Source organism: Campylobacter sp. JMF_15 NE4 (genome assembly GCF_027737645.1).
Taxonomy (GTDB): domain Bacteria; phylum Campylobacterota; class Campylobacteria; order Campylobacterales; family Campylobacteraceae; genus Campylobacter_B.
Map to the genome: position 1 here is coordinate 569,419 of NZ_JAOVTY010000001.1, position 25,599 is coordinate 595,017.

23 protein-coding genes and 1 pseudogene are annotated in these 25,599 nt (G+C 39.8%); 2 read left to right on the top strand and 22 right to left on the bottom strand.

Annotated features, from left to right (window positions below; genetic code table 11):
• Nucleotides 1–12 precede the first annotated feature (12 nt).
• The 9 genes from OFN98_RS02915 to OFN98_RS02955 all read right to left on the bottom strand — a co-directional run bounded on the left by OFN98_RS02915 (nt 13) and on the right by OFN98_RS02955 (nt 6,976).
• Entirely contained in the window at nt 13–717 is a 705-nt protein-coding gene (locus OFN98_RS02915) for a hypothetical protein (protein ID WP_270874639.1), read from the bottom strand.
• 57 nt (nt 718–774) lie between these two features.
• Nucleotides 775–1,779 carry a hydrogenase expression/formation protein HypE gene (gene hypE, locus OFN98_RS02920; RefSeq protein WP_270874638.1) on the bottom strand — a complete coding sequence of 335 codons (1,005 nt, stop codon included), beginning with the start codon at nt 1,777–1,779 and terminating at the stop codon, nt 775–777.
• A gap of 37 nt (nt 1,780–1,816) precedes the next feature.
• The gene (hypD, locus tag OFN98_RS02925) at nt 1,817–2,914 is read right to left on the bottom strand and encodes a hydrogenase formation protein HypD (protein ID WP_270874637.1); all 1,098 of its coding nucleotides are present in this window, start codon (nt 2,912–2,914) and stop codon (nt 1,817–1,819) included.
• 2 nt (nt 2,915–2,916) lie between these two features.
• Nucleotides 2,917–3,288 carry an MmcQ/YjbR family DNA-binding protein gene (locus tag OFN98_RS02930; RefSeq protein WP_270874636.1) on the bottom strand — a complete coding sequence of 124 codons (372 nt, stop codon included), beginning with the start codon at nt 3,286–3,288 and terminating at the stop codon, nt 2,917–2,919.
• Nucleotides 3,289–3,296: 8 nt separating this feature from the next.
• On the bottom strand, nt 3,297–3,812 hold the full coding sequence (locus tag OFN98_RS02935) for a pyridoxamine 5'-phosphate oxidase family protein (RefSeq protein ID WP_270874635.1): 516 nt from the start codon (nt 3,810–3,812) through the stop codon (nt 3,297–3,299).
• Between the two features lie 159 nt (nt 3,813–3,971).
• Nucleotides 3,972–4,250, bottom strand: coding sequence for a HypC/HybG/HupF family hydrogenase formation chaperone (locus OFN98_RS02940; RefSeq protein ID WP_270874634.1), 279 nt, complete (start codon nt 4,248–4,250; stop codon nt 3,972–3,974).
• On the bottom strand, nt 4,250–5,068 hold the full coding sequence (gene hypB, locus OFN98_RS02945) for a hydrogenase nickel incorporation protein HypB (RefSeq protein WP_270874633.1): 819 nt from the start codon (nt 5,066–5,068) through the stop codon (nt 4,250–4,252). The genes OFN98_RS02940 and hypB overlap by 1 nt, the downstream gene beginning before the upstream one ends.
• A 3-nt stretch (nt 5,069–5,071) precedes the next feature.
• The gene (locus OFN98_RS02950) at nt 5,072–5,503 is read right to left on the bottom strand and encodes a hypothetical protein (RefSeq protein ID WP_270874632.1); all 432 of its coding nucleotides are present in this window, start codon (nt 5,501–5,503) and stop codon (nt 5,072–5,074) included.
• A gap of 63 nt (nt 5,504–5,566) precedes the next feature.
• The gene (locus OFN98_RS02955; RefSeq protein ID WP_270862452.1) at nt 5,567–6,976 is read right to left on the bottom strand and encodes an alanine/glycine:cation symporter family protein; all 1,410 of its coding nucleotides are present in this window, start codon (nt 6,974–6,976) and stop codon (nt 5,567–5,569) included.
• Between the two features lie 129 nt (nt 6,977–7,105).
• On the opposite strand from OFN98_RS02955, the gene OFN98_RS02960 reads away from it, so the two are divergent.
• Complete coding sequence (locus OFN98_RS02960) at nt 7,106–8,113, top strand: SLAC1 anion channel family protein (protein ID WP_270874631.1); 1,008 nt, start codon at nt 7,106–7,108, stop codon at nt 8,111–8,113.
• Between the two features lie 197 nt (nt 8,114–8,310).
• Complete coding sequence (locus OFN98_RS02965; protein WP_270874630.1) at nt 8,311–9,078, top strand: hypothetical protein; 768 nt, start codon at nt 8,311–8,313, stop codon at nt 9,076–9,078.
• A gap of 447 nt (nt 9,079–9,525) precedes the next feature.
• Here OFN98_RS02965 and htpG read toward each other — a convergent pair whose 3' ends face one another.
• The 13 genes and pseudogenes from htpG to OFN98_RS03030 all read right to left on the bottom strand — a co-directional run bounded on the left by htpG (nt 9,526) and on the right by OFN98_RS03030 (nt 25,557).
• Nucleotides 9,526–11,370, bottom strand: coding sequence for a molecular chaperone HtpG (gene htpG, locus OFN98_RS02970; RefSeq protein WP_270874628.1), 1,845 nt, complete (start codon nt 11,368–11,370; stop codon nt 9,526–9,528).
• Nucleotides 11,371–11,460: 90 nt separating this feature from the next.
• A complete protein-coding gene (gene murG / locus OFN98_RS02975; protein ID WP_270874627.1) occupies nt 11,461–12,543 on the bottom strand; it encodes an undecaprenyldiphospho-muramoylpentapeptide beta-N-acetylglucosaminyltransferase in 1,083 nt (360 codons plus the stop codon).
• Between the two features lie 2 nt (nt 12,544–12,545).
• Nucleotides 12,546–13,712, bottom strand: coding sequence for an FtsW/RodA/SpoVE family cell cycle protein (locus tag OFN98_RS02980; protein WP_270869421.1), 1,167 nt, complete (start codon nt 13,710–13,712; stop codon nt 12,546–12,548).
• A 36-nt stretch (nt 13,713–13,748) separates the two neighbouring features.
• Entirely contained in the window at nt 13,749–15,920 is a 2,172-nt protein-coding gene (locus OFN98_RS02985; RefSeq protein WP_270876614.1) for an FtsK/SpoIIIE family DNA translocase, read from the bottom strand.
• A 160-nt stretch (nt 15,921–16,080) separates the two neighbouring features.
• Complete coding sequence (locus tag OFN98_RS02990) at nt 16,081–17,322, bottom strand: type II secretion system F family protein (RefSeq protein WP_270876598.1); 1,242 nt, start codon at nt 17,320–17,322, stop codon at nt 16,081–16,083.
• The gene (locus OFN98_RS02995) at nt 17,319–19,067 is read right to left on the bottom strand and encodes a GspE/PulE family protein (RefSeq protein ID WP_270864455.1); all 1,749 of its coding nucleotides are present in this window, start codon (nt 19,065–19,067) and stop codon (nt 17,319–17,321) included. The genes OFN98_RS02990 and OFN98_RS02995 overlap by 4 nt, the downstream gene beginning before the upstream one ends.
• A gap of 5 nt (nt 19,068–19,072) precedes the next feature.
• Complete coding sequence (locus OFN98_RS03000; protein ID WP_270858768.1) at nt 19,073–19,612, bottom strand: hypothetical protein; 540 nt, start codon at nt 19,610–19,612, stop codon at nt 19,073–19,075.
• Nucleotides 19,609–20,631: a tetratricopeptide repeat protein gene (locus tag OFN98_RS03005; RefSeq protein WP_270876599.1), complete on the bottom strand. Its 1,023-nt coding sequence runs from the start codon at nt 20,629–20,631 to the stop codon at nt 19,609–19,611. The genes OFN98_RS03000 and OFN98_RS03005 overlap by 4 nt, the downstream gene beginning before the upstream one ends.
• A pseudogene (locus OFN98_RS03010) lies at nt 20,624–21,455 on the bottom strand (AAA family ATPase). Before OFN98_RS03010 ends, OFN98_RS03005 begins: the two are co-directional and overlap by 8 nt.
• Entirely contained in the window at nt 21,455–22,975 is a 1,521-nt protein-coding gene (gene mshL, locus OFN98_RS03015) for a pilus (MSHA type) biogenesis protein MshL (protein ID WP_270874623.1), read from the bottom strand. The pseudogene OFN98_RS03010 and the gene mshL overlap by 1 nt, the downstream one beginning before the upstream one ends.
• Nucleotides 22,953–23,384 carry a hypothetical protein gene (locus OFN98_RS03020; RefSeq protein WP_270869418.1) on the bottom strand — a complete coding sequence of 144 codons (432 nt, stop codon included), beginning with the start codon at nt 23,382–23,384 and terminating at the stop codon, nt 22,953–22,955. Before OFN98_RS03020 ends, mshL begins: the two co-directional genes overlap by 23 nt.
• Nucleotides 23,381–24,037 carry a type 4a pilus biogenesis protein PilO gene (pilO, locus tag OFN98_RS03025; protein WP_270874622.1) on the bottom strand — a complete coding sequence of 219 codons (657 nt, stop codon included), beginning with the start codon at nt 24,035–24,037 and terminating at the stop codon, nt 23,381–23,383. The genes OFN98_RS03020 and pilO overlap by 4 nt, the downstream gene beginning before the upstream one ends.
• Nucleotides 24,037–25,557 carry a hypothetical protein gene (locus OFN98_RS03030; protein ID WP_270874621.1) on the bottom strand — a complete coding sequence of 507 codons (1,521 nt, stop codon included), beginning with the start codon at nt 25,555–25,557 and terminating at the stop codon, nt 24,037–24,039. The genes pilO and OFN98_RS03030 overlap by 1 nt, the downstream gene beginning before the upstream one ends.
• Nucleotides 25,558–25,599: the final 42 nt, after the last annotated feature.

Genomic DNA, 25,599 nt, shown 5'->3' on the forward strand with positions numbered 1-25,599 from the left:
ATCTCCATTTTATTAAAATGTTTTTATCATCAAATAATTGATTTTTTTCTCAATATCAATACCTGCAACTTCTAAAAAATATTTTCTCAAATCATCTTTATCTTGTTTTGTGATTATAGGTATAAATTTTTCGCCATATTTGGTTTTTATGAGTAAAAAACCAAATGAAAACAGACTGCTAAGCGACCCGTTTCTGACAACAGAAAGTATCATAAATGGGCAATAAAACAATATAATTATTCCGCCAAAAATATGTGCCATTTTCATAGAACCCATAAATAAAGAAAAAAGCATTGCCAATATAAAAATGGGAAAAAGCATTGTCCTTTTATCATTAATAAAATTTGTCTCTTTTAGTGAATTTGTCTCTATGGATATAATAGCGCTTAGAGCGATTTTAGAGTTAAAAAATTTAAATTTCGTATCGTTCGTGCCTATGCGTTTTTTAAACCAAATAGCCAGTATTATTGTCGCAATAATCGAAGAAACAAAGAGTATATTGCTGTCAAATTTGTCATAAATCGTCTTTGTGGTCATAAAGGTAATAATCCCCTTATCAAAAAGTATCTTTGTTAAAATTAAATCAAAAATGGCAGGGAAAAACATATAAAATGAAATTTCTTTTATAAAATCTTTGATAACCAAAGGATTTTTATCGTAATTTCGCAAATTTGATTTTTTGACATTTGGTTTATTTTCTAAATTTTCGTTTTCCAAATTTATCCTTTTGTTTTTGCTGTTCGGTCAGTATCGCTTGATACTGAATTTTAAATTTCAGCAAATCCTAGGCAAAAGCTCACCCTTTGGAAGCTCCAAAAATCGCCCTGAGCCATACGCATTTTGGATTATCACCCTATTTTGCGATTTTGCCGTGCCTGTTACTTCGCCGATGATCCCAGCATTTTTATCAAATTTACGCAACACTTCTAAGGCTTTTTTCTCATCGCCACTAGCAACGACTGCGACAAAAGTGCCTTCGTTTGCTAGTTCATAAGGCTCAAAACCCAGCAACTCGCACACGCCCACTACTTCATCGCTTACGGCGATTTTTTCTTCAAAAACCAAAATTTCATTGCCAGAAATCTCGGCAAATTCGTTCAAAACTGCACTCAAACCCCCACGCGTAGCGTCTCGCATAGCGCGGACTTTCACGCCACTTTTTAACAGCTCCCCTACTACGCCATTTAGCGGTTTGCAGTCGCTTTTAAGCTCACTTTCAAGCGAAAGCTCATCTCTGGCGGCCAAAATCACAGCCCCGTGTCTGCCCACATCACCGCTAAGCAGGATTTTATCGCCGATTTTGATATTTTTTGCCTTAATATTTGGTGCTAGAATTTGCCCTATTCCGCTAGTGTTTATGAAAATCTTGTCGCATTTGCCGTGCGGGACGACCTTGGTATCGCCACAGACGATTTTGACACCGCACTGCTTGGCAGTATCGGCGATACTGCCCAAAATTCGCTCAAATTCGGCAAATTCCAGCCCTTCTTCGATGATGAAACCAACACTGATAAAAAGCGGTTTGGCGCCGACCATACAAAGGTCGTTTATCGTGCCACAAACTGCGATTTTACCGATGTCGCCACCGCTAAAAAATATTGGCGTAACGACATACGAATCAGTCGTAAAAGCTAGCTCGCCACCGAAATTTGGCAAAATCGCACTGTCGTTGCACTCACGCAAAATTTCATTATCAAATGCCCTAAAAATCGTATCATTGATGAGTTTATTCATCTCTTCGCCACCACCACCGTGGCTTAAAAGTATCGTTTTTTTCAAAATTTTATCCTTATTTTGTAAAATTTTACGCAAAATTTTATGAATTTCGTGCGTATTTGAAATACGCAGCACACGCGCCCTCAGAACTTACCATGCACGAGCCTATCGGGTTTTGTGGGGTGCAGACCTTGCCAAAAACCTTGCAATCATAAGGTTTTGCCTTACCACGCAGTATTTCTCCACAAATACAGGCTTTGCTCTCGCCCTTACTTTGGATATTTTGCAAAATTTCAGCGAATTTTACTCTCGCGTCAAATTCGGCGAATTCGCCTTTTAGCTTCATACCGCTTTTTTGGATTTCGCCAAGCCCTCGCCACGAAAAATCGCAAATTTCAAAATATTTATCTATCAAATTTAACGCAGTTTTGTTGCCGTCAGCCTTAACCACGCGGTCGTATTCGTTATAGACTTCGTGCGTACCAGCTTCAAACTGAGTTACCAAATTTAGCACACCTGCCATAATGTCAAGCGGCTCAAATCCGCTTACGGCGATTGGTTTTTTGTATTTTGTGGCGATATTTTCGTAAATTTTGCTTCCTGTGATGACGCTGACATGGCTAGGTCCTAAAAACGCGTCGATTTTGGCTTCGCTATCTTGCAAAATGGCTTCCACAGGGGCTGGGACGGTTACATGATTTATGTGAAAAAATAGATTTTTTAGCCCCAAATTTATCGCTTTATCCACCAAAACCGCACTCATCGGCGTGGTCGTCTCAAAGCCAATCGCAAAGAAAATCACATTTTTATTTGGGTTTTCTGCGGCGATTTTTAGGGCATCGAGCGGACTATAAAGTGCGCGTATGTCGGCTCCGTCTGCGCGCAGTTTTTGCAGACTCGTGGTGCTTCCTGGGACGCGCAACATATCAGCCAAAGTGCAAAAAATCACGCTGTCCATACTAGCTAACGCAATGGCTTCGTCAATGCGAGCTCGTGGCATTACGCACACAGGACAGCCGGGGCCATGCACGAAGTTTATATTCTCGCCAACCAAATTTGGCAGACCAAATTTCATTATGCTGTGCGTATGACCGCCACAAATTTCCATGATATTTATGGGATTTGTGCTTTTTTGCTTTATCGCTTCACTTAGCCCTAAAATCAGCTTTTTATCTCTAAAATCTTTTATCAAATCCATTTTTACTTCTTTGTAAGTTTATAACTTTCTTCGATTAAATCGTATGTCGTCGCCTCGTCGCAAACGCCAAATACCACGCTAATCCAATGCTTTTTGTTCATGTGATACGCTTCTATGATACTCTTGCCGTCGCGCAAAATTTCGCCCAAATTCGGCTCGATTTTCAAATTTAAAATATCAAGCGTTTTCTCGCCCACAAACGCGCCGGGTTCGACGCCCAGAGTTTTTACGCTCACGCCCTTCATCAGCACGGCAAACCATTTTTTGTTTTTTTCGTGGCGAAAAACGCAAAAGCCCGGCGCACTTTTCCACAAATACTCAGGCTTTGCGCGATACCTGCGCCAGATTTCTTGGATTAGTGCTTCTGTTTCCACCGCGCGCCTTATTTGATTTTTTTGGCTTTTGCACTCACGCTTTGGATTTTAAACTCATAAATCTTCATACGATGAAACTGCCCGTTTATGGCTGTTTCAAACGCACTCATATACTCTTTGCAATACTTTTCGCAAAGTAGTTTCATCGCCTTTTTCATAGTAGGCTCATCGCCGACCTCATAGGCTTTGGCTCGCGCGATTGCCGAGGTGTATTCTGTGGTGAAAGCCTTTTTACCAAGCATGCTTGTATTGTCTTTAATCGCCTCAAATTCGGCATCGCTTAGGACTGGGACTTGATTGTAGCTCACGCAAACAATGCTAACTTCCCTGCCCTGCGTAAAAAGCTCCGCCTTGCTCCCCTCGGGCGCGCCGTGGATAAAGATACTATCATTTTCCCTAGCAATCGAAAGCGGAATCGAAAAAATCTCGCCATTATCTCTCACGCACGAAATTATGGCATATTCGCAATCATCAATGATTTTGTAAGCTTCCTCATTTGAAAGTTCTCTGTCTTTTCTACGCATTTTTTTCCTTTGCACAGCTTGTCTTTTTAGCGCTTTTTTGCGATTATTCGCGCTTGCTTCACTGCGACGCACAGCCCAGTGCGCCTTGCTCGCAACCGCTCTAAAACGCAAAAAATCATCTAAAAATACTTCGCCTTATTTTTTTTCGAATTTTGAAATTTATTTTAAATTCGCTAGCCCCATATCGCCCTCGTCTGCCGAAATTTCGCCACTATTCATCTCTTCGGCGATTTGTTCGTAAATTTTCAAGCTCTCTAAGGCGACATCCGTGTCGATTTTTTCCATCGCAAAGCCCACATGAATTAGCACGAAATCCCCAACACTAACTGGCTCGGAGATCAGATCCAAGCTCACACCACGCCTAACGCCGAGCGTTTCGACGGTCGCGAAATTATTTTCATCGATTGAAATCACTTTTGACGGGATTGAAAGGCACATTATCTAAATTCCTTTTTAAATTCCAAAAATTTTAGCCACTTATCCACGCCATCGCCAGTTTTACTATCTAGGGCGATTACAGCGGCTTTTGGGTTTAGTTTTCGCACCTCTTTGACTACCTCTTCGACGCTAAAATCAAAATGCTCGATTAGCGAGTGTTTGGTTACCACGACCAAATCCGCTGCGCGAAACATAACAGGGTATTTTGCGACCTTGTCGCTTCCCTCAGTTACGCTTAGAAGCACGACATTTGCGTGTGCGCCGACATCGTAGCTTGCAGGGCAGACGAGATTTCCGACATTTTCGATGAAAACCAAATCAAGCCCAGTGGTATCAAGGTGATGAAGCCCTTCATGCACCATAAATGCGTCTAAATGACAGGCTTGGCCTGTGGTGATTTGATGAGCGCGTGCGCCTGCTTGCAATACGCGATCGGCGTCGCGATTGGTTTCTAAATCGCCCTCGATTACGCCGATTTTAAATTTACCACTTTTGATAGTGGCTTCTAGTAGCGTTGTTTTGCCACTTCCCGGGCTACTCATCAAATTTACGCACAAAATCCCGTCTTCATCGAAATGCTCTCTGATATGCGCTGCTTCGGCGTCATTTGCAGATAAAATTTTCGTGATTACTTCAACGGTTTTTTTATCATTTAGCACAGGGTGGGCATGTTCGTGGTGTTCGCCGTGCTCATGCTCGTGCGCATGCCCGTGAGAGTGTGCGTGAGCGTGATTATGCTCGTGAGTGTGCGTAACGCCGTCAGAGTGTGTGTGGCTGTGAGTGTGTCCTGCGATAGAACATCCGCAATCTTTACACATTTTTTATCCTTTATTTGAGATTAAATATACAAGAAAAATTAAAACCAAAGCCCACACCACCGACCAAATAACAAATTTTTTCCAAAATTTATTGCTACTTTGCTCGTGGGTTGCGACTTTGTTTTGTGAGTTTTCGTAAAAATCTTTTGCCCTCATATCCGCGCTACTTAAAACAGCGCGCCTGACATCGACAAATTCGCCATTATAGCGCATTGCTCCGTCTGGTTCGATCCTGTAAGAATCTATTTTTTTAACGCTCCATAAAACTTTATTGGTTGCGCTTTGCATTTTGATTAGGGCTGAAATTTGCCCCTCGCTATCGAGGGCGTAAAATTTTAAAATTTTATCGTATGTAGCCTTGTCGATTTGCCCCAAATCCGCTAAATAATCTAATTTTTCTTTAATACTTTTTTGATGAAAAGTATGTAAAAACATAAAAATTCCTAATCGTAAAATAACTTACGATTTTACCTAAATTTAATTATTTAACGCTGAAATTTAGCCTTTAATGTAATCGCTGGCGTTGTATGCCTTGCCCGCGTCAAAATCCCGCAGCAAGCGCACTACAATCCCACTTAAAAGCAAAATCGCAATCAGGTTTGGAATCACCATAAGGCCGTTGAAAAGATCGGCTAGCTCCCAAACAAGGTCGATTTTAAGCAGTGAGCCCATAAAAACAAAGCCGATAACCAAAAGCTGTAAAAATTTCACCCCTTTTGGTCCAAGCAGATAGCGGATATTTATCTCAGCGAAATAATACCAGCCCATAATCGTGGTAAATGCGAAAAACAAAAGACAAATCGCCACGAAGCTATATCCAAGCTCCCTGCCCAAAAAATTCGACGAAAACGCCTCTTGCACGAGTGCAATCCCGCTAAATACAGCCTTGCCATCAGCCCCAAACTCCACCACGCCCGAGGTCAGTATCACAAAAACCGTGATATTTAGCACGATAAATGTATCGATAAAAACGCTCATAATGCCTAGCATTGCTTGATCGACTGGGTGAGCGACATTAGCAGCAGCGTGAGCGTGAGGGGTAGAGCCCATACCAGCTTCGTTGCTAAATAATCCGCGCGCCACGCCATATCTCATAGCCATAGCGATACTCGCTCCCGTCGCACCGCCCCATGCAGCACTTGGATCAAATGCAGCCTTGAAAATCAGCGAAATAGCGCCAGGAAGCTCGGAGATATTAGCGCAGATTATGCTAAATCCCACCAAAATGTATAAAATCGCCATAAGCGGGACGACCTTTTCGGCTACGCGCGCAATCGCCCTGACGCCACCGATGAAGATTATCGCGCAAACCACAGCCAAAATTTCGCCGATATAGACCTTATCGATATTAAAAGCCTTGCTAAATCCGTCCGAAATGGCGTTTGCTTGCACCATATTTCCCATGCAACCAAGCGCTAAGATTATCGCTATGGCAAAAACCACAGCCAAAATTTTGCCAAATTTCCCGCCAATACCGCGCGAAATATAAAACGCAGGTCCGCCTATGATATGGCCACTTTTATCCTTTGAGCGATAAATTTGAGCTAGACAGATTTCGGCGAAATTTGTCGCCATACCAAAAAACGCAGCCAACCACATCCAAAAAATCGCCCCAGGTCCGCCCATAATCAGCGCAGTCGAGGCTCCTACTAGATTGCCCGTGCCAACCTGCGCCGCAATCGCAGTCGAAATCGCCTGAAACGAGCTCATACCGTGTTTGCCCGCCTTTTTGCCATGGAGCGAAAAATCGCCCAAAAGTCTATTTCCCGCAAGCTTAAATTTCAAAATTTGAACGAATTTTAATCTGATTGTAAAATACACGCCAGTTCCGCAAAGAAGGGCTATGAGAAAGTATGGCCCCCAGATAAATGAGTTTATGTCGGTTACGATTTTGATAAAATTTTCCATTTTGTCCGCCTTGATCTGCCTCGAATTTGTTAAAAATCGATTATTTTACTTTTTTCGCGCTTAATAAAACTTAAAATTTTATAAATTTCAGTTTTAATTTATAATTGTAAGAATTTATGGCGCCAAATTTTGCTAGAATTCGCGCCGTTTTTAAAAAATTTGAAATTCATCGAGGCTAAAATGAATCTAAAAAACGAAAATATCTCCAAACTCTCAAATTTCCCAATTATGTTTTTTGCCGTAACAATGGGGCTTGGCGGGCTTAGTATCGCTTATCGCGCCATTAGCGAGGCGTATGGTGCGCCACATTTTATATTTGAAATTTTGCGATTTTTCGCCCTTGGCGTGTTTGCGCTAATTTCGGCGTTTTACACGGCAAAAATCATCAAATTTCCGCGCGCTGTGCAGGCAGAATTTACCCACCCAATCAAGCTAAGTTTTTTTGCTACATTTTCGATTAGCCTGCTTTTACTAGCCATTGCGTTTAACGATATTAGCGCACTTCATAGCGTATTTTACGGCGTAGCGATGATATTTCATGCGTTTTTGACGCTTTATATCATTTCGTTTTGGATACAAAAAAATATGCTCATCACCCACTCCAATCCAGCGTGGTTTATCCCGATCGTAGGCAATCTCATCGTAGTCATCGCCGCGAGCGAAAAAGGCGAATATCTGTGGTATTTTTTTAGCATTGGGATTTTCTTTTGGATTGTGCTTTTTAGCATTGTTTTTTACCGCATTATTTTTCACGACCAGCTCGCACAAAAATTCGTCCCAACGCTTTTTATAATGATTGCGCCCCCGTCCGTGGCGTTTCTGGGCTATATCAATATCGGCGGCGAGTTTGATATGCTCGCTAAAATTTTGATAAATTTGGTGCTATTTTTCACGCTTTTGATATTTTTCATGGCAAAAAGCTTTTTTGGGCTTAAATTTTTCCTATCGTGGTGGGCTTTCACTTTCCCGACAGCGGCTGGGTGCATTGCCTTTATGAAGGCGTATTTTTTAAGCGCGGAAGTGTGGTTTGCAAGGCTCGGGCTTGGTATGTTCGCGCTTTTGTGTGTTTTGATTTGCATAGTTAGCTACCACACTATAAAAGGGCTAATCAACGGCGAAATCTGCGTGCAGGAGTGAAATTTAGCGCAAATTTCGCCAGATTTATTGTTTAAGAAAATTACTTACAAAATGCACATTATCAACCTTAAAATTTAGTAAAAGTAAATTTATAAACTTACAAATTTTCTTAAAATCCACTTACAAATTCGCTATTTTTATTGACTTTTAAGAATTAATATTATATTATAACGCCAAATTTTCACAAGGAGCAACCTATGGCAGTAGATGTTATAAAAGTCGAGCAAATGGTCAAAGACGCTGAATTTTTAGAAAATATCAGAGGCAGAGAAAGTTACAGAAAAGCTCTAAAACTCTTAGGAATTGCTAAAAATTATAGCCTTTTAGATAGTGAAAAATGGGAAGCTCTCCATAATAGCGTGCAAACAATAGCTTCGCTCTTGGGCCTAGCAAGGGCAGAAATAGATGAGGTCTATACCCCTAAACAGCAGGTTTTAGCCAGCCTCACTATGGAAATCATAGAGCTACTCAAAAAGGAAAAAACCCCGCTTCAAATCACAAAAATTTTGCAAGAGCGAGGCGTAGAGGTGGCCTACTCTCAGGTCAGCCATTTCATATCAGAGACAAGGCTAAATCAATTTTCCGCACCATCAACTAGGGACAGGCTCGCCAAATACAAGGACGAAATCCAAGCCAAACTCGAAAACGGCGATAGCTACTACTCGATCGGTGGCGATTTAGCAGAGGCATACCCTGAACTTAGTGAGCTTACATATTCGCAGATTAGCAACTTTATCAAAAGCGAATTTGGCGAAAAATACCTAGCCGAAATAAAGGCGAAATTCGCAGGTCCGACAAGCGAAGAGTTGCTAAGCCCATACAAAGATGAAATTCGCAAAATGCTAGCTAGCGGCGACCAGCTCACGGATATCCGTGCCAAACTAAAAGAATTAAAGCCCGAGCTAGGGAATATTTCGTATTCTCAGCTTAACTACTTTATCGCAACGAAACTCTCGCAAGGCTGAGAGCCTGCGATAAGGGCGTGAAATTTGGCGTGAAATTCTCGTAATAGCACATTAGCGGTGCGCGTAATGCTGTCATTGCGAGAATTTTGCGCTATCAAAATTACCTTCGATTTGTCATTGCGAGAAGCGAAGCGACGAAGCAATCTACGAGTTTAAAATTCCGAAGCGTAAATTTGCAAAAATACTGACCTCAAATTTTAAATCATAGATTGCCACAAATTTGCCTAACGACAAATTCTCGCAAAGACAGAATAGGCGAGATTTTTACCACCTCGCGCGCAGTATCCCCCCAGCCAAAAGCCACGCTTACAACACAATCAAATTCCAAGCGAAAAAGCACGGCTAAATTCTAAGCCAAGCGCCACGGATTACAACACAATCAAATTCCAAGCGAAAAAGCGTGGCTGAATTCCAAGCCACGCGCCACGCTCAATCACAAATCAAATTTTACAGAGCTTTTGCGACTAATTCGTTGATATTGGCGATAAATGCGCCAGGATCATCGACGCTTTGGGTTTCGCCTAGTTTAGCCAAATCAAAAGCTAAACGCGCCACGCTAGCAATCATAGTTTTATTATTTTCTAGCTTTTTAATGATTTCATGCTTTGCGTTGATTTCCAAAATCGGCTTAAACTCAGGCAAATTCGTCTGCCCCATTTGGCGCAAAATTTGCTGTGTGGCGTAGTCTGGATCGCTCTCATCAAAGACAAGGCAAGAAAGCGAGTTTGTCAGACGAGTGGAGATTTTCACATCTTTTACAAGGCCCTCCAAGCACTCTTTAAATTTCGCTGCCACTTCCAGCGCCCACGCGCTTTGCTCTTCGTTTTGCTCGGCGCTTTTTACGCTAGTTACGTTCTTGATTGCTGTGCCGTCAAACTCGAAAAGTCCCGGCATAACCACAGCGTCGATTTCATCATCGCAGAGCAAAACCTCTACGCCCCTAGCGTTAAAATCCTCCAAAAGTGGCGAGTTTTTCAGCATTTTCGCGTCTTTGCCAGTGATGAAATAAATCTCTTTTTGCTCCGCGTTTTGCTCGCTCATACGCGCCTTGTATTCATCTAGGCTGATTAGCCCCTCGCGTAAATTTGACTTAAATAGCGCTAGGTGGCTAATCTCAGCCTTATCAGGGCCGAATCCATACAAACCCTCTTTTAGCACTTTGCCAAAAAGCGCGTAAAATTTCTCATATTTTTCGCGGTCGTTTTTTAGCATTTTGGCTAATTCGCCTAAAATTTTCTTTACGCTTTGTTCCTTGACATGGGCCAAAATGCGGTTTTCTTGCAGAATTTCACGGCTTACATTTAGTGGCAGATCCTCCACATCTATCACGCCACGCACAAATCTCAAATACACAGGCAAAAGCTCTTTGGCGTCATCTGTGATGAATACGCGCTTGACATAGAGTTTGACACCGCTTTGATAATCCACCCTATATAAATCAAACGGCTCGTTTGATGGCACATAAAACAGCGTCGTGTATTCATGCACACCCTCTGCTTTGGTATGTATATGAAATAGCGGATCTGCGCTATCGTGGCTGATTTGTTTATAAAAGTCGTCATAATCGCTCTGTTTTAGCGATGATTTTGGCAGTTGCCAAAGTGCGCTAGCCGAGTTTAGCTGCACGACCTTGGTCTCGCTATGACCCTGCGCGCCGTCCTCGCCAGGGATATATTCCTCTTTTTGCCCAAAAATCGGGTATGGGATATGATTGGAGTATTTTTTGATAATGCCCTCTAATCGCGCTAAATTCGCAAATTCATCGTCTTTTAAATGCAAGATTATATCGGTGCCAAAGCTATCTTTTTCGCAAGGCTCGATTGTGTAGTTTTCGGCATTTGATGACCATTTGAAAGCCTCGTCTTCAAGGGCTTTGCGCGAGATGACATCGATACTATCTGCGACCATAAACGCCGAATAAAATCCCACGCCAAACTGCCCGATTAGATTGCTATCTTTGGCGGCATCTCCGCTCAAATTCGCCATAAATCCCTTTGTGCCAGATCTCGCAATCGTGCCTAGATTGGTCTCTAACTCGCCCTCGTTCATACCGATACCATTGTCTGAAATTTTTAAAATTTTATTCTCGCTATCGAGCGAAATTTCAATGCGTGGCGTGTAGCTTAAAGCCTTGTAAGCCTCATCGGTGAGGCATAGATAATTTAGCTTATCAAGCGCGTCTGAGGCGTTAGATACGAGCTCACGAAGGAAAATTTCCTTGTTTGAATACAGCGAGTGGATCATTAAATTTAATAAATCATTGACCTCTGTTTTGAATTTTTTCTTTGCCATAAAATGTCCTTTGGATTGAATTTTGTTTAAAAATTAGCACATTATAGCACCGAGTGCTAAGTTTTGTCAATATTAAGCCAAATTTTGTTTTTAAATTTGGCTTAGAATATCGTCGATTATGGATTTTGCGCCGTTTTTGGAGCTGAAATTTACTAGCCCCCTACTTGCACTTTGAGCGTCGAAATTTTGGATTAGATCCAAAATTTTATCCTCGCTAGCCTCATTTTGGCGCACGATTTTGCATAAATTTAGATCTTGCAAAAATTTCGCATTGTAGAATTGATGATCTCCTGCTGCGTGCGGAAACGGCACGAAAATCGCAGGAAGTCCGTTTGCCACGAGCTCCCACAGCGTGCTAGCCCCACTTCTGCCTACACACAAATCAGCCTTTGAGATCAAATCAACCAAATTTTTGCTAAATCCCACAAGCTCGACATTTAAATTCGCGTTTTTATAAAATTCGCTGTATTTTTCAAACTCTTTTTCGCCACATTGATGAATAATCTCGTAGCCCATTTTGGTGAGCCTTGGCGCTAAATTTGAAGCAAGAGTATTGATAAAACTCGCCCCTTGCGAACCGCCTAAGAAAATTATCGTTTTTACCTCGCTTCGAATTCTAGCTTTTTCGAAAAAAATGTCGCTTACTGGATAGTCGAATTTATCGCTTATGCACTGAGTATTATCCTGAGTAAATTTCGTCACGCAACCGCAAGCTGTGGGAAGCTCGAATTTTTCCCTAGAATATGGGCTGTAAATTTTCTTGCAAAATGGCTCTAAAAGATCGTTTAAACGCCCTAAAATGGCGTTTTGCTCGTGGATAAAAAGTGGCTTGAAAAAAAATAACGACGCAAAGGATGCCGGAGCTGAGCTGTATCCGCCCACGCTGATTACGGCTTTTACGCCGTTTTCTTTGAAAATTTTACGACATTTCAAAGATAGTTTTAAAATATTAATCAAAGAAGCAAATTTGCTAAGACCCTTTTTATTTACCACGCCAGAGCTTTCCAAAAAATACGCCCTATCGAAAATTTCGCTATTTTCGAACCACGCTCTGTCTTGGCCATTGGTCGAACCAATAAAAATCACCCCTATTCCACGATTTTTAAGCTCAGCGCCTAAACTTTTTGCGATACTTAAATGCCCGCCTGTGCCACCGCCACTGATTGCTATCATTTTTAGCTCCTTAAATTTGCGCGTTTGCTAATCATAAGTATAAACCCAACCGCCATTGAAGCAGCTATGACATGGCTTCCGCCATAGCTTAAAAACGGCACAGCGATACCCTTCATAGGGATTAACCCAGTAATTCCGTAAGAATTTAGACAAAATGAGAAAAACAGCATAAAAGCAATGCCAAGCCCAAAGAGAAAATATACGCTATTTACGGATTTTGAGGCTATGCGAAAGACCCTAGCAAGCATCGCAGAAAAGAGTAAAACAACGCCAAGAATTCCAAAAAATCCGATTTCCTCGGCAATACCAGCTAGCACGAAGTCAGTATGCACCTCGCTAAGATAGCCTAGTTTGAAGCTTCCCTGCCCTAGCCCAGCGCCCATTAGCTCGCCGTTGTTTATGGCATTTAGCGAGTGGCCGACTTGGTAAGGCATATTCGCATCATCTACGCGAACCTTAGCGGCTGTTTCTGGGGAGAGAAACGGAGTGATAGTGTCTTGCACGCCAGCCCACCATGAGCGAATTCTCACGATTCTGTGCGGACTAGTGACGACAAAGGTATAACCCAAAATGCCGATTATTCCCACCACTATGCCAACTAGCCTCATGCTGGTTCCAGCGAAAAACGACATACATATCATCGTCGCAGCCAAAACAGCCACTTGTCCAAGATCTTTTTGTCCTATGGCGATAACTATGCCAAAAATCGCGAAAAGAAAGACATACGGAACCCAAATTTTAATCTCTTGCCAAACCGTTTTTTTGGTGTGGTTCATCTTGCGCGAGAAGCTCCACGCCAAAAAATATATAAAGCCAACTTTGAAAAATTCCACCGGAGCGATACTAATGCCTGCGATTTTTATCCACCTAGCCGCTCCATTTACCTCTGATACGATTGATTTAGGCATGAAGCCCATTGAGATCATCACTAGCCCAGATACCACCCACAAAACCATGCAAAACGGCGTTAAAACCTTATCTGGGTTAAACTGCGAAAGCCCCCACATAAGGAAAATGCTAAACATACCAAATATCCATTGTTTTTTGAAAAAATATAGTGGCTCAGTATCACTTGCAAGCGTGGTATATGAGGTCAATGATAGCGAAAATACAATGCCTATGGTGATTAATGCAACCGTGAAATAAAACAGCCACTGATCTGTTCTCAAATTTTACTCCATTTAAATTTCAAAATTTAGCCAAATTTATTTGATGATATCTCTTTGCCCTTTGGCATTAACTTCGCTTAAAATTCCCATTTGCTCTAACTGCTCGATGATTGTAGCGGCGCGGTTGTAGCCGATTTTAAGACGGCGTTGCAAATAGCTAATCGAAGTTTTTTCTTCGGTTAAAATGATATTTTTCGCCTCTTCAAACAACTCATCAAGCTCCATATTTTGCGGATCCATCATACCTGCGCCCTCTTTTTGGCTATCGTTTTCGGCTAAAAATCTCTCATCATAAACCACGCTTTCTTGCGAACGCAAATACTCAGCTATGGCATTTATCTCATCTTCTGTGCTAAATGGCGCATGCAGGCGAATCGTAGTGCTTCCGCTTGGTGGCATAAAGAGCATATCACCTTTCCCTATCAGGCTTTCAGATCCCATTTGATCTAGGATTATGCGACTATCTGTATATGAGCGAACCTTAAAGCTAATGCGACTTGGCATATTTGCTTTGATTAGGCCTGTTACAATCTCTTTGCTTGGGCGTTGAGTCGCGATGATTAGGTGGATTCCGCATGCTCTTGCCTTTTGAGCTAAAAGCACTATGTTGGTTTCGACCTCTTTTCCGCCAGTCATAATAAGGTCGGCAAATTCATCTATCACAACTACAATATAAGGCAAAATTTCGCCATTTTCTTTTGAAATTTTGGCATTATAACTTTCGATATTTTTGACCCTATTATCAGCCATTATGCGATATCTATGCTCCATTTCAGCCACGACATTTCCAAGGGCGGTTATAGCTTTTTTTGGCTCAGTAATAATCGGCGTTAGTAGGTGTGGGATATCCTCATAAAGCCTAAATTCAACCATTTTTGGATCGACCATTATTAGGCGCAAAGTTTTTGGCGAATTTCTATACAAAAGGCTTAAAATAAGGGCATTTACGCCGACACTTTTACCACTTCCTGTCCCACCTGCGATGAGTAGGTGTGGGAGTTTTTTTAGATCCGTGACGAAAGGCTGACCCACGATATCCTTACCAAGCGCCATTGTAAGCGGACTAGAAGCAGTTTTAAAAACCTCACTTTCAAAAATTTCACGCAAATAGATTGTCTGCGCCTCTTGATTTGGGATTTCGATACCTACGACATCTTTGCCAGGAATCGGGGCTTGGATACGGATCGTCTGCGCGCGCAGTGCCATAGCCAAATCATCTTGGAGGGTTAGGATTTTGCTAACCTTAATGTGCGCTGCTGGGCGAAACTCAAATGTCGTAACCACGGGGCCTGAGTATGTGCGAACGACATCGCCGTCGATTTTAAATTTGCGAAGTTTATCGAGCAAATCAAAGATTTTTTGATCTATTTCGCTTTCATCGACTATATTTTGTTTTTTAGACGGTTTTTCCAAAAAATCAAGTGGCGGAAGAGCGAAATTTTGCGGTTTGTCGATTTTGCCCTTTTCTAACTCATCAAGAAGTTTTTTGTTTTCGGCAACCTCGCTTAAATGCTCGACTTTTTTTAGCGAAGATGGTTTTTTGGAATTTGACTTTTTAGAATTTGGCTCTGAAATTTCATTTCGCAAATTTGGCTCTTTTTCTAAATTTAAATCTAAATTTTCACCCTCCAAATCATCGCTTTGCTCGGTTAGAAATTTTTCGATTTTGCTCTCTTGTTTTTCGCTAAATTCGGCTCTGTCTTTTTTAAGCGGTTTTGGTTTTAGCTCGGTTTGCGCCCTTGTGGCTCTTTGGCGAGTTTGTTCACGCGAAATTTCACTTTTTGCCTCGCTAGTTTGCTCTTTGATAAAAGAATTTTTGATAATATTTGTAAGCTTATCCTCGAAAATCAGCACCAGCGAAAGGACAAAAAGCGTTAGATTAAAAATCCAAATCCCCACACTTCCCACAAACTGCCTTAGCTGATTTATGACCACGCTACCGATGATTCCACCGCTATCGCCGATAATGCTTGATTGCACAAAAAGCACGGTGAAAAATAGCAAAATCACGCCTATGCAAAATTCAAAAAATCTAAAATCAAATCCCCTGAAATAGCGATACGCGATATAAACAAGCCCTAGTAAAAATAGCGGATAAATATATGAAAAATAACCAAAAAGCCCTAAATTTACCGAGCGAATTGCATTGCCAGCACTGCCAACAAGAGCTGAGTCAGGCGCAATCGTAGCAAATCCAAAAAACAAAATTATAGCCGAGACGATTATAAAATATACTTCTTTTATTATGATAAATCCTTTGAAAATAAAAAGCGCAATTTTAGCAAATTTAAGGTTAAAATTTTATTTGAAAACTAGAATTTTACGAAGTTGTGATAAATCCGCGCCCGATTTGGACGCGGATTTTGTTTTAGTTTTTGACAGCTTTTCCCAAATCCCACATTGGCATAAAGATACCAAGGGCGAGTAGCAAGACCATACCAGCCATGAAAAATAGCATAATCGGCTCAACATAGCTAGAAATATTATCGATAATATCGTCAAATTTCTCTTTGTAATAATCAGCGACATTTCCAAGCATTTTATCAAGGTTACCAGCCTGCTCACCAGCGCTAATCATCTGAATAAGCATACTCTCGTAAAGTCCAGTATTCTCAAAAGCCTCTGTTAGGCTAACACCTTGTTGAACAGCGATTTTAACGCTTGAAAGTTTTTCTTTTAGCGTGTGGTTATCGACCATCAAAACAGCCGTATCAAGGGCATCTGCGATAGGAATACCAGCGCGAACTAGCTCGGTAAAAATAAGCATAAATCTTGACATTGTAGAGTAGAATATAATCTTACCAAACAAATAAACCTTTAAAATTCCCCTATCCCAGCCGATTTTAAACTGATCGTTGTTTTTATAGAGCCATTTAAGACCCACGATTGTAACGATGATACCAAGCAAAATATAGCCACCATAATTGCTAAGCGCACTTTCAATTCCTAGCAAAATTCTTGTAGGAAGTGGCAAATCTGCGCCGAGCTCTTCGAAAATTTCGCGGAATTTAGGCACAACATACATCATCAAAATCGTAAATGCTATCGCCATAACAATCATCAAAGTCATCGGATAGCGCATAGCCTTTTTAAATTTTCTTTGGTTTTCGTAAAGTTCAGTAAGCATAGAAGCTAGCTTGGCAAGTGATTCAGCCATATTACCTGTGGCCTCACCGAGGCTTACCATTGCCACGACGACATCGCCTAGTTGTGGGCGGAATTTCTCCGCTGATTCAGTCAGGCTAAGACCTGCATTAAGGTCGTCGTTCATCGCGCTAAAAATGCCTTTTAGCGTCTTATCCTCTGTCGCTCTTGCGACCTCTTTAATAGAGTCGTGGATAGAAATACCAGCGTTTGTCATAACAGAAAGCTGTCTAATAGCAGCGACTAATGGCAGAGTTTTTACCTTGCCACTACCGCCCATTAAACGAGTTACTTGGGTTTTAAAATCGCCTGTGATATTACCCAAATTTTGCGTTTGAGCGCGTCTAGAAATCGAACCGCCTGAGCGTTGTTTCATTAGATTGTTCGCATTGACCTTGTTATTGACTTTTAGTCGCATTTGCTGGCGTTTTCCACCAGCGTTCATATTTACATTTAAATCTTTCATTGTTTAGCCACCCTATAAATTTCTTCTATACTTGTTACTCCACGAGCTGCACGAATAATGCCGTCTTCAAACATATCGATAAAGCCCTCCTCTTTCGCCAAAGCTCTCATATCGTCTTTCGAGCCACCATTTGCAATCAGGCTTTGCATACGATCTGTAATAGGCAAAATTTCACTTATCATCTCACGACCCATATAGCCTGTCTGACCACATTGATCACAACCGACTGCTTTGAAAAATTTATACTGCTCAGGTAAAAATTCTTTTAACTGATCAAGCATAGATTTTGGTACATTTGTCGGTTGTTTGCAGTGCGGGCATAGCTTGCGCACAAGGCGTTGAGCCTCGACCGCAATAAGCGCACCACTGATTAAGTAACTCTCAATTCCCATATCTACAATTCTTGGTATCGCACTAACAGCGTCATTTGTGTGTAGTGTAGAAAAGACCAAGTGTCCAGTAAGAGCCGCTTGAATCGCGATTCTAAGCGTTTCTTGGTCACGAATCTCACCGATCATTATAATATCAGGGTCTTGACGCAAAATCGAGCGCAAAGCCGACGCAAATGTAAGGCCTGCTTTTTCATTAACATGGACTTGTTGTATTAAATTTACCTGATACTCAACAGGGTCTTCAACGGTAATGATTTTTGTATCGACACTTTTGACATCGTTTAGTGCCGCATATAGTGTGGTTGATTTACCACTACCGGTTGGTCCAGTAACTAGGATAATGCCATACGGTGCGTGCATTGCATTGCTAAATTTTTTAAAGCTTTCTGGGTGCATACCAAGCTTTTCAAGGCTAATGATAACCTTAGATTTATCCAAAATACGCATAACGGTAGATTCGCCATTGATAATAGGCAGTGTAGAGATACGAAAATCGTATTCGCGCCCAGAAATCGTCATAGAAAAACGGCCGTCTTGTGGCTTTCTACGCTCTGCGATATCCATATTTGAAAGCAGTTTCAAACGGCTCACAAGTGGCGGATAAATATCTTTATCAAAGATAAAAATTTCTTGCAACATACCGTCAATTCTGGTGCGCACGACGCAGTTATTCTCAGTAGGCTCTATGTGAATATCGCTACCGCGCATAATGATTGATTGTTTTACAATCATCTCGATAAGCTGCAAAATCGCAGATGTATCATCGCCTGTGCCACTACCGCCCGTGCTAGCAAGCTCTTTTCTAATAGTAGCGACCAAATCTTTGATACTCTCGGAAAGTTCGAGTTTAGCCATATATTTATTTACTTGATTTGGATCGGCTACAACTATTTTTAGAAGGTGTTTGTTAAAAATCGCTTGAATTCTATCCTGGGCTTCCATATTAAATGGATCAGAAAACGCAACATAGATATTTAAATCGTCCGCCCTTACAGGGATTACGCCAAATTTTTTAAGTTGCGCCATCGGAGCGCGCTCAGATAGTTTAAAATCGATATCAACATCATCTAAATTCATATAGGTTAAATTTTGCTTTTTAGCCAAAACTTGCAAAAATTCTTTTTGATCGATTGAAAATTTCTCACGAACATCTTCGTAATCAATCTGTCTGCGTTTGTAAAGCTCAGCTAAAATCAAGCAAAAATTTTCTTGACTTAAATAGTTGTCGCCGACCAAAACTTCGCCAAGGGTCAAACCAATATCCATTTTCTCCTGAATTTCAGGGACGATAGCTTGGGTTAGGACATTATTTTTTATTAGAATTGAAACAATCTGCTCTTCTATCTTTGTCATATCAATCACCAATAAATTTTAATCGAGCTAAGTTTTTCACCGGCATAGATTGCCACCACCATTTTTTTTACTCCCTCTTCTTCTTTGATAAAAAGCTCGGCTTTTTCGCCGTCATCTAGGGTAAAAACATACGCATCGCCTTTTTTGGTGTATGTTTTCTCTACAAATTTATCAAAAATTTCAGACAAAATATAATTAATCTTCGGCGTTCTGATATACGAAATATCCACGCCGTCACAAAGCGCTAAATAAAGCATTTTCTTTTGGAAAACTATGGTCGAATACAAAGAGGCATTTTCCCTAGTTTCCTTTGTTTTATACAGCATTACCATTGGCACGACTAGCTCATTTACCCTATCCATTTTTAGGCAAGCTTTCGCGTAAGTGTTCGCTAGCGCCTCGTTTTGCTCCTCGATAAAGAGATTTCTAACGCTTTCTTGGCAAATTCTATTGTATTGACCGATTTGATCCCAGTTTCGCACATCATCGACATTGACAGCGAAAACAGAGCCCAAAATTAGCGTTAAAAATAAAAATACTCTCATAGCGCACCGCTTTTGATTTGATTTATTAAATTCGCAATTTCGCCATTTTTAGCCTTAGAATTAAATGTTTCTAGCGCGTAAATAGCGTCATCTTTGCGACCTTTTTTATAATTAGCTTTGGCAAAAATTATCCAGCTATTAATATTGTTTTTATCAATCTCATTTGATGTTAAAGCCCATTTTATCGCATTGTCATAATCTTTTTTATTATAAGCTTCCTCGGCCAAGGAAAGTGAATACTCGATTTTATTTGTCGCATAAAATTTACTCTCCAAACTCTGTCGCTCAGAGCTTAAATTTGAAGTGCGAATTTCAAGGCGAGAACTAATCGGAGCCCTATTTACAGGGGCTGGCGCGCTTGAAGCGACATTTTGTTTTGGCGGCAATGGAGCCTTACCAAAATCAATAATCTCGTTTTTCATCGGTTGGTTGAAATTTTGAGCATTTGGGTTAAAATTTGGCACATTGTTAGCCTGATTAAAACCCTGATTAAATCCCCCGTTTGCAAAATTTTGGTTAGCAAAATTTTGGTTATTGGCAGAATTTTCGTATGTGTTTGTGATCTTAAAACCGCCAGAATCCTCGCTAGATAGCACGCCCACATCGTTGATATTTAGGCTTGGACGTTCTACATTTTGCGCTCGGTTGCTATCGTTTGCTGGGGCGCTGATATTATAATCCGCGCGCGAAATTTCACTATTTTGCGCGGCAACCTCAGTTTGCGGGGCAGTATTTATGGTAGGCTGGGCCTGCGGCGTAGGGTTTGGCACGACATCGCTTATGGTAGGTTCGTTTTGGATATTTTCGTTTATGCTAGCCATGCTTACTTTATCGTCGTCTTTGAGCAACCAAAAAATCGCGCCGATCGCGATAGAAATCAAAGCCAAAAGCCCCAAAATCGTCTTGTCAAATTTAAATACAAAATTTGGCTTAGATTTCAAAAAGGAAAATTGCTTTTTGTTTTTATTGTATTCTTCCCATTTTTTTTCTAATTCATTAACTTCGTAAAATTCAAGCATCGATTATCCCCGTGCCAATGGCCGCCATTTCTATTATTTTATTATTGATTTGAGCAAAACTAATCTCTGTTGGCTTATTTGCCTCGTAATACTCAAACAGCTCATACATTTTATACATTAATTTATTTATGTTTCTCATATTTCCATCAGTTAAATTTAGGATTAAATCAAAATTGTCATCGCTAAACATAAAATAATATTGCTGAAAACCATGAAAAACTAATTTTTTTTCTATATACAGCTTCACCTCGCCTAAATTTGAGTTTGGAAGCTCGATACTCTCCCAAATTCTGGTTTTAAAATAATCTTTGGCAAGACGGATCTTCCTCATCTGTTTTATGCACTGTAAATAAAAATTTAAATAACCTAGAATCCGCCATTAATCTAATTTTTTCAATCAAATTTCCAGGATAAAGTTGAGCTTCATCGAGCAAGATTACCACCTGCTCCACGGCTGCACCTCCACCTGTAATCCCAAGTCTCTCACGATAAACTCTCATAAAATTCTCATAGTTATCGATTGGCGCAACTGGGTTAGAGTGGAAAATTTGAGAATAAAGTTCTAAAAAAAACTCTTTTTCATCAAAAAAAGGTTGTGGCATAAAAACTACTTTAACCTTTTTTTCCAAATCGACCTTGATTTTATTTAGCAAAAAGGTCTTTCCGCAACCTGGTTTGCCATAAAACAAAATCAGTTTAAGCGGTTTTTGTAGGGCATTTAAAATTTTATGGTATGCAAGAGTTGATTTATCGAGATTAACGAAGTCTGAGACTTCGTTATCTTCGATAAATATCTCTTTAATAGAGGTATAAGTGTTACTCATTATTTTTCATAAATTGATTTTGAGTAACCAAGCTCTTTTAGCGATGTAGCCAAAGGAGCGCCTGTATTGTCGATAATATGCGGAGTTACGACGAAAATAAGCTCAGTTGTGCTAACAACATCAGCTGTACTCTTGAATAAATTTCCAATTAAAGGAATTTCTGCAAGAACTGGAACTCTTGTATTTCTTTTAGATTTAGTTCCGCCAATTAATCCGCCAAGAATTACAGTATCGCCATCATCAACCCAAACTACACTTGAAAGTTTCTTTTGAAGTGTATCAGGAGCAATTGTTCTTGCTACAATATTACCATCAGAATCTGTTTGTCTGTTTTCATCCTCAGCATATTTTAAAGAACTTAAAGAAGGATTAATTCTTAACATAACTCTATTATCATCTGAAATTTCAGGCAAAATATTCAACAAAATACCAACAAAAATAGAGTATTGTGTTTGTTCTACATCGACAGAATCGCCCTCTGAGCTAGTTACCGACTCACGCGATTTAATCAACACATAATTAATTGTGTCGCCGACAGAAATGATAGCAGGTTGATTATTCATAGTTGTAACCTTAGGGCTAGATACAACCTTTGTTTTGCCTTTGGTTTCCAAGAAATTAATCATACCATCAATGCTAAAATTTAAATTAGCGCCAATTGTCCAAGCACCATTAGTGCCACTAGCTTTGCCAGAATAACCATTGGTAATAGAGTATGTAGTAGGAGTTAAACTACTACCATTTACATAAGTGTTGAAACCTAATTGAAATTTGCTCCAATCGATACCTGTTGTGTATTCATTATTTAACTCAACAGATACAATATTCACATCAAGCAAAACCTGTCTGCCAAGGCGTTTTTGCATACTTTGAATATACCTATCTACACGAGCAATTTGAGATTTCATACCAGTTACTGTTACCAAACCAGCATTTTGATTGATGATAGGAGCTACGGCTACATATTTCTCTGTACCGTTATTTAAAATAGAAGTGATTTCTTCACTCATTTTTTCCCAGAAATCAAATTTTTCAATAGTTGTAATTTTATTATCATTGATATCTACTTTTTCATCACCAGAATCATCCGTTTCAATAGGAGATGAATCAACAGAGGCTTTCGTAGTAGCAATACCTTCTCTTACAGAAGTGATATAATCTACTTTAAATGTTTTTGTCTCTAATGCAGATACTTTAAGAACATCATTTGAGTAATCATAGCTAAGGTTGTTTTCTTTGATCAATAAATCAAAAACCTCTCTTAATGACATATCTTTAATGCTAACACCTTGAAGCTCTTTTGCAAGTTCCTCTTGCGCAATAGCATCTTTTGCAACGACAGAAAATCTACACATATCAGATAATTGTGTTAACATTTCATTTAGCGTTACAACATCATTAACCTTAATATTCAAAGCCTTTCTATCGCAGTTTGAAGCAGCAGATAAACCTGTGACACCAAGCGATAATGCAAGCATAGCAGCTAAGCTAAGTTTCTTACTTGTATGTAATAGTGACATTTTGATTTCCTTGTTTTAGTTTTAATTCGATTTTATTATCTTCGTTATTAGCGACAATAACGCTATTGCCAGTTATTTGGACAATTTTATATGAACCGATATAATCACCTAGTCCATACCATTTGTCATTTAATTTAACTTTATTGCCCATGATACCAAGCAACTGATAACCTAAACCTTCTGTTTTTTTCACCACAGGTTGAGGGGTATTAGCCTCGCGCGGATAAAACGGATCTGGCAAAGATGCGATTTGAGAATCACTAAGACCCACCCTTGGCTTGTTTAGGTTAGAAAACATACCATTATATCTATCTTGAAATGCTCTTACTTCATCAGACAGACCCTTAGGCTCATCTGCACCAAAAAGCACACTAGACAAAACAAACGAACATAAAATTATCTTTTTCATTTGTAATTCACTCCCCAGATAGACATACCAACCGTGCCACCAATTTTACCTTCTTCGGTGCCATTGATATCCATCTTATTAACATCTACAATCATTTCTGATTGTTCAATTAAATTTACATATCTAACAACATTTTGAAAAGTACCTTCGAATTTAACATCGATATTCAACAATGCTTCTGGCTTGAATACATTTTTAGCACTTGGCTCTTTTTTAGAGCTAATAATGCTATGAATTTTTATATTATTATTCTCGGCCAGTGTTGTTAAACTATCCATAAAGGTAGCCCAGTTTTTCTCATTGTATGTTAGCTTTGAAATCTCTGTCAATTTTACATCTAAATAGTTGATTTTATTAACAGCATTTTCCAAATTTGTCTCTTCGCGTTTTAAAACAGCTCTTTCTTGTGCAACTTTGCCAGTAGGATTGCCGTTAAAGTCAGTATCATACTCTCTTTGTGATTTTTCCAATTTATCAGTCGCGCTAGCTAAATTGCTTTCGCTCTCTTCTAAATATGGCACAGAGTATGTGCTCAACGCAAAGTAAGCGATAACCGCTGCCAAAGCCAAGCCCATATATAAATATGTGTTGGCGCTATTTCCTTTGGCTGCAAACCATTCATCAATTTGATCTAATGAACCTTTTTTTCTCATTAGCGCACCTCCACACTTATATTACTATCATAAACGACACTGTCATCTTTGCCTTGCAAGACGATTGTTTCAGTATATACGCCATATTTTGCTTTTTGGCTTATATCTTCTAGCAACTCTGTCATTTGCTTGTCATTTTTAGTATGAACTTCTACGGTGATATTTCTATCATCGTTGCCTATTCTTACCAATTTTCCTCTGTTTTTAACAATCATATTAGTAAGGTCAAATACAGACATGCCTTTCATAGCATACTCATTTTTCTTACTAAAAATTTCGTTAATCAAACTACTACGATCGCCTAGTTCTTTATTTCTTACGCCAAATTCCTCTTTGACTTTGGCAGTTTTTTCTTTTGCTTCTTTGACTTGCGCTCTTGCAGGGACAAGCTCTGATTCTAGCCCCTCATACTCTACTGTTTTCTCATCAGCTATCATATTGTTGTAATAACCATAGCCGAATTGATATGCAGGGTAAGCAGCACCAAGTAACAAACCACCTAAAATATAGCCAATCAATTTACCGCTATATCTTTGATTTAATGGTGGTGGGCGCATAAATGGTGAGTAGTTGTGATCATCATCTGGCTCAGCCAAGTATTGCTGTCCGGCTAAAAACATCAAAGTATCTAGTTGAGTAAGCGGATAATCTTTCGCATTAATCGCTACGCTAAAATTGAAATCTTTGTAGTCGATTTTTAGATTGTTTTCTACAAAAACCTCGATAGCAGGGATTTTGCCGATATCTGTGCCAATATAAATACTTTGAATATTTATGTTATAGACCTTAGATATACCATTCAAAACATCGTTGATATAGTAGAACATATCATCGAAAATTTGAATCATATAATCTCTCTCAGCTGGATTTTCTAAATTTATACCTTGTGTTGCAAGTAATTTAAAGAATTCAGCCTCTTCCATTCTATTTCCGACCAATTCAGAAAATTTGTCGTGCAAGAATTTGAGATTGTATCTAAGTTGTCTTGATTGAAAATATTCACCGTTTTGATAGACGACCAAAAACGCGTCATCTCTTTGCAGATAAACAAAACAATCAATTCCGTCTCTTGTCAAAATTCCACGAGCATAGAGATTTTCGTAAAGAAACGGTGCCATAGCGACATAATCGATGTAATTTGTGCGAGCTGCGATAGCATCAAATTCAGCAGTTAATTTTGTGTTATCGACGACGAATACATTAAATACTCTATCATCGCTGTTAGCACCGATAACTTCGCTATATGTAATTTTATAATCCAGAGCAGTGTCAAGACCTAGCTCCTCATAAACCTTAACGACGATAGTGTCTAACAAATCGTCATCCGCGACAGTCTTGCTTATTTCGACTGTTGTTGTCATTACATCCTTATAAGGTACATAAGAAATGTAAGTCTCTTTCGCACGATTTGATTTAGAAAAATCGTGTTCAAAAACTTCATTTTCACTTAGACCGAATATGGTTTGCGTGACTTTGTTGATTGCAACAACCGAAGTAGCATTTTTACTATTTCTTGCCATAACACTCCACTTCTTTAAATGAAATTAAATATCTACGAATAA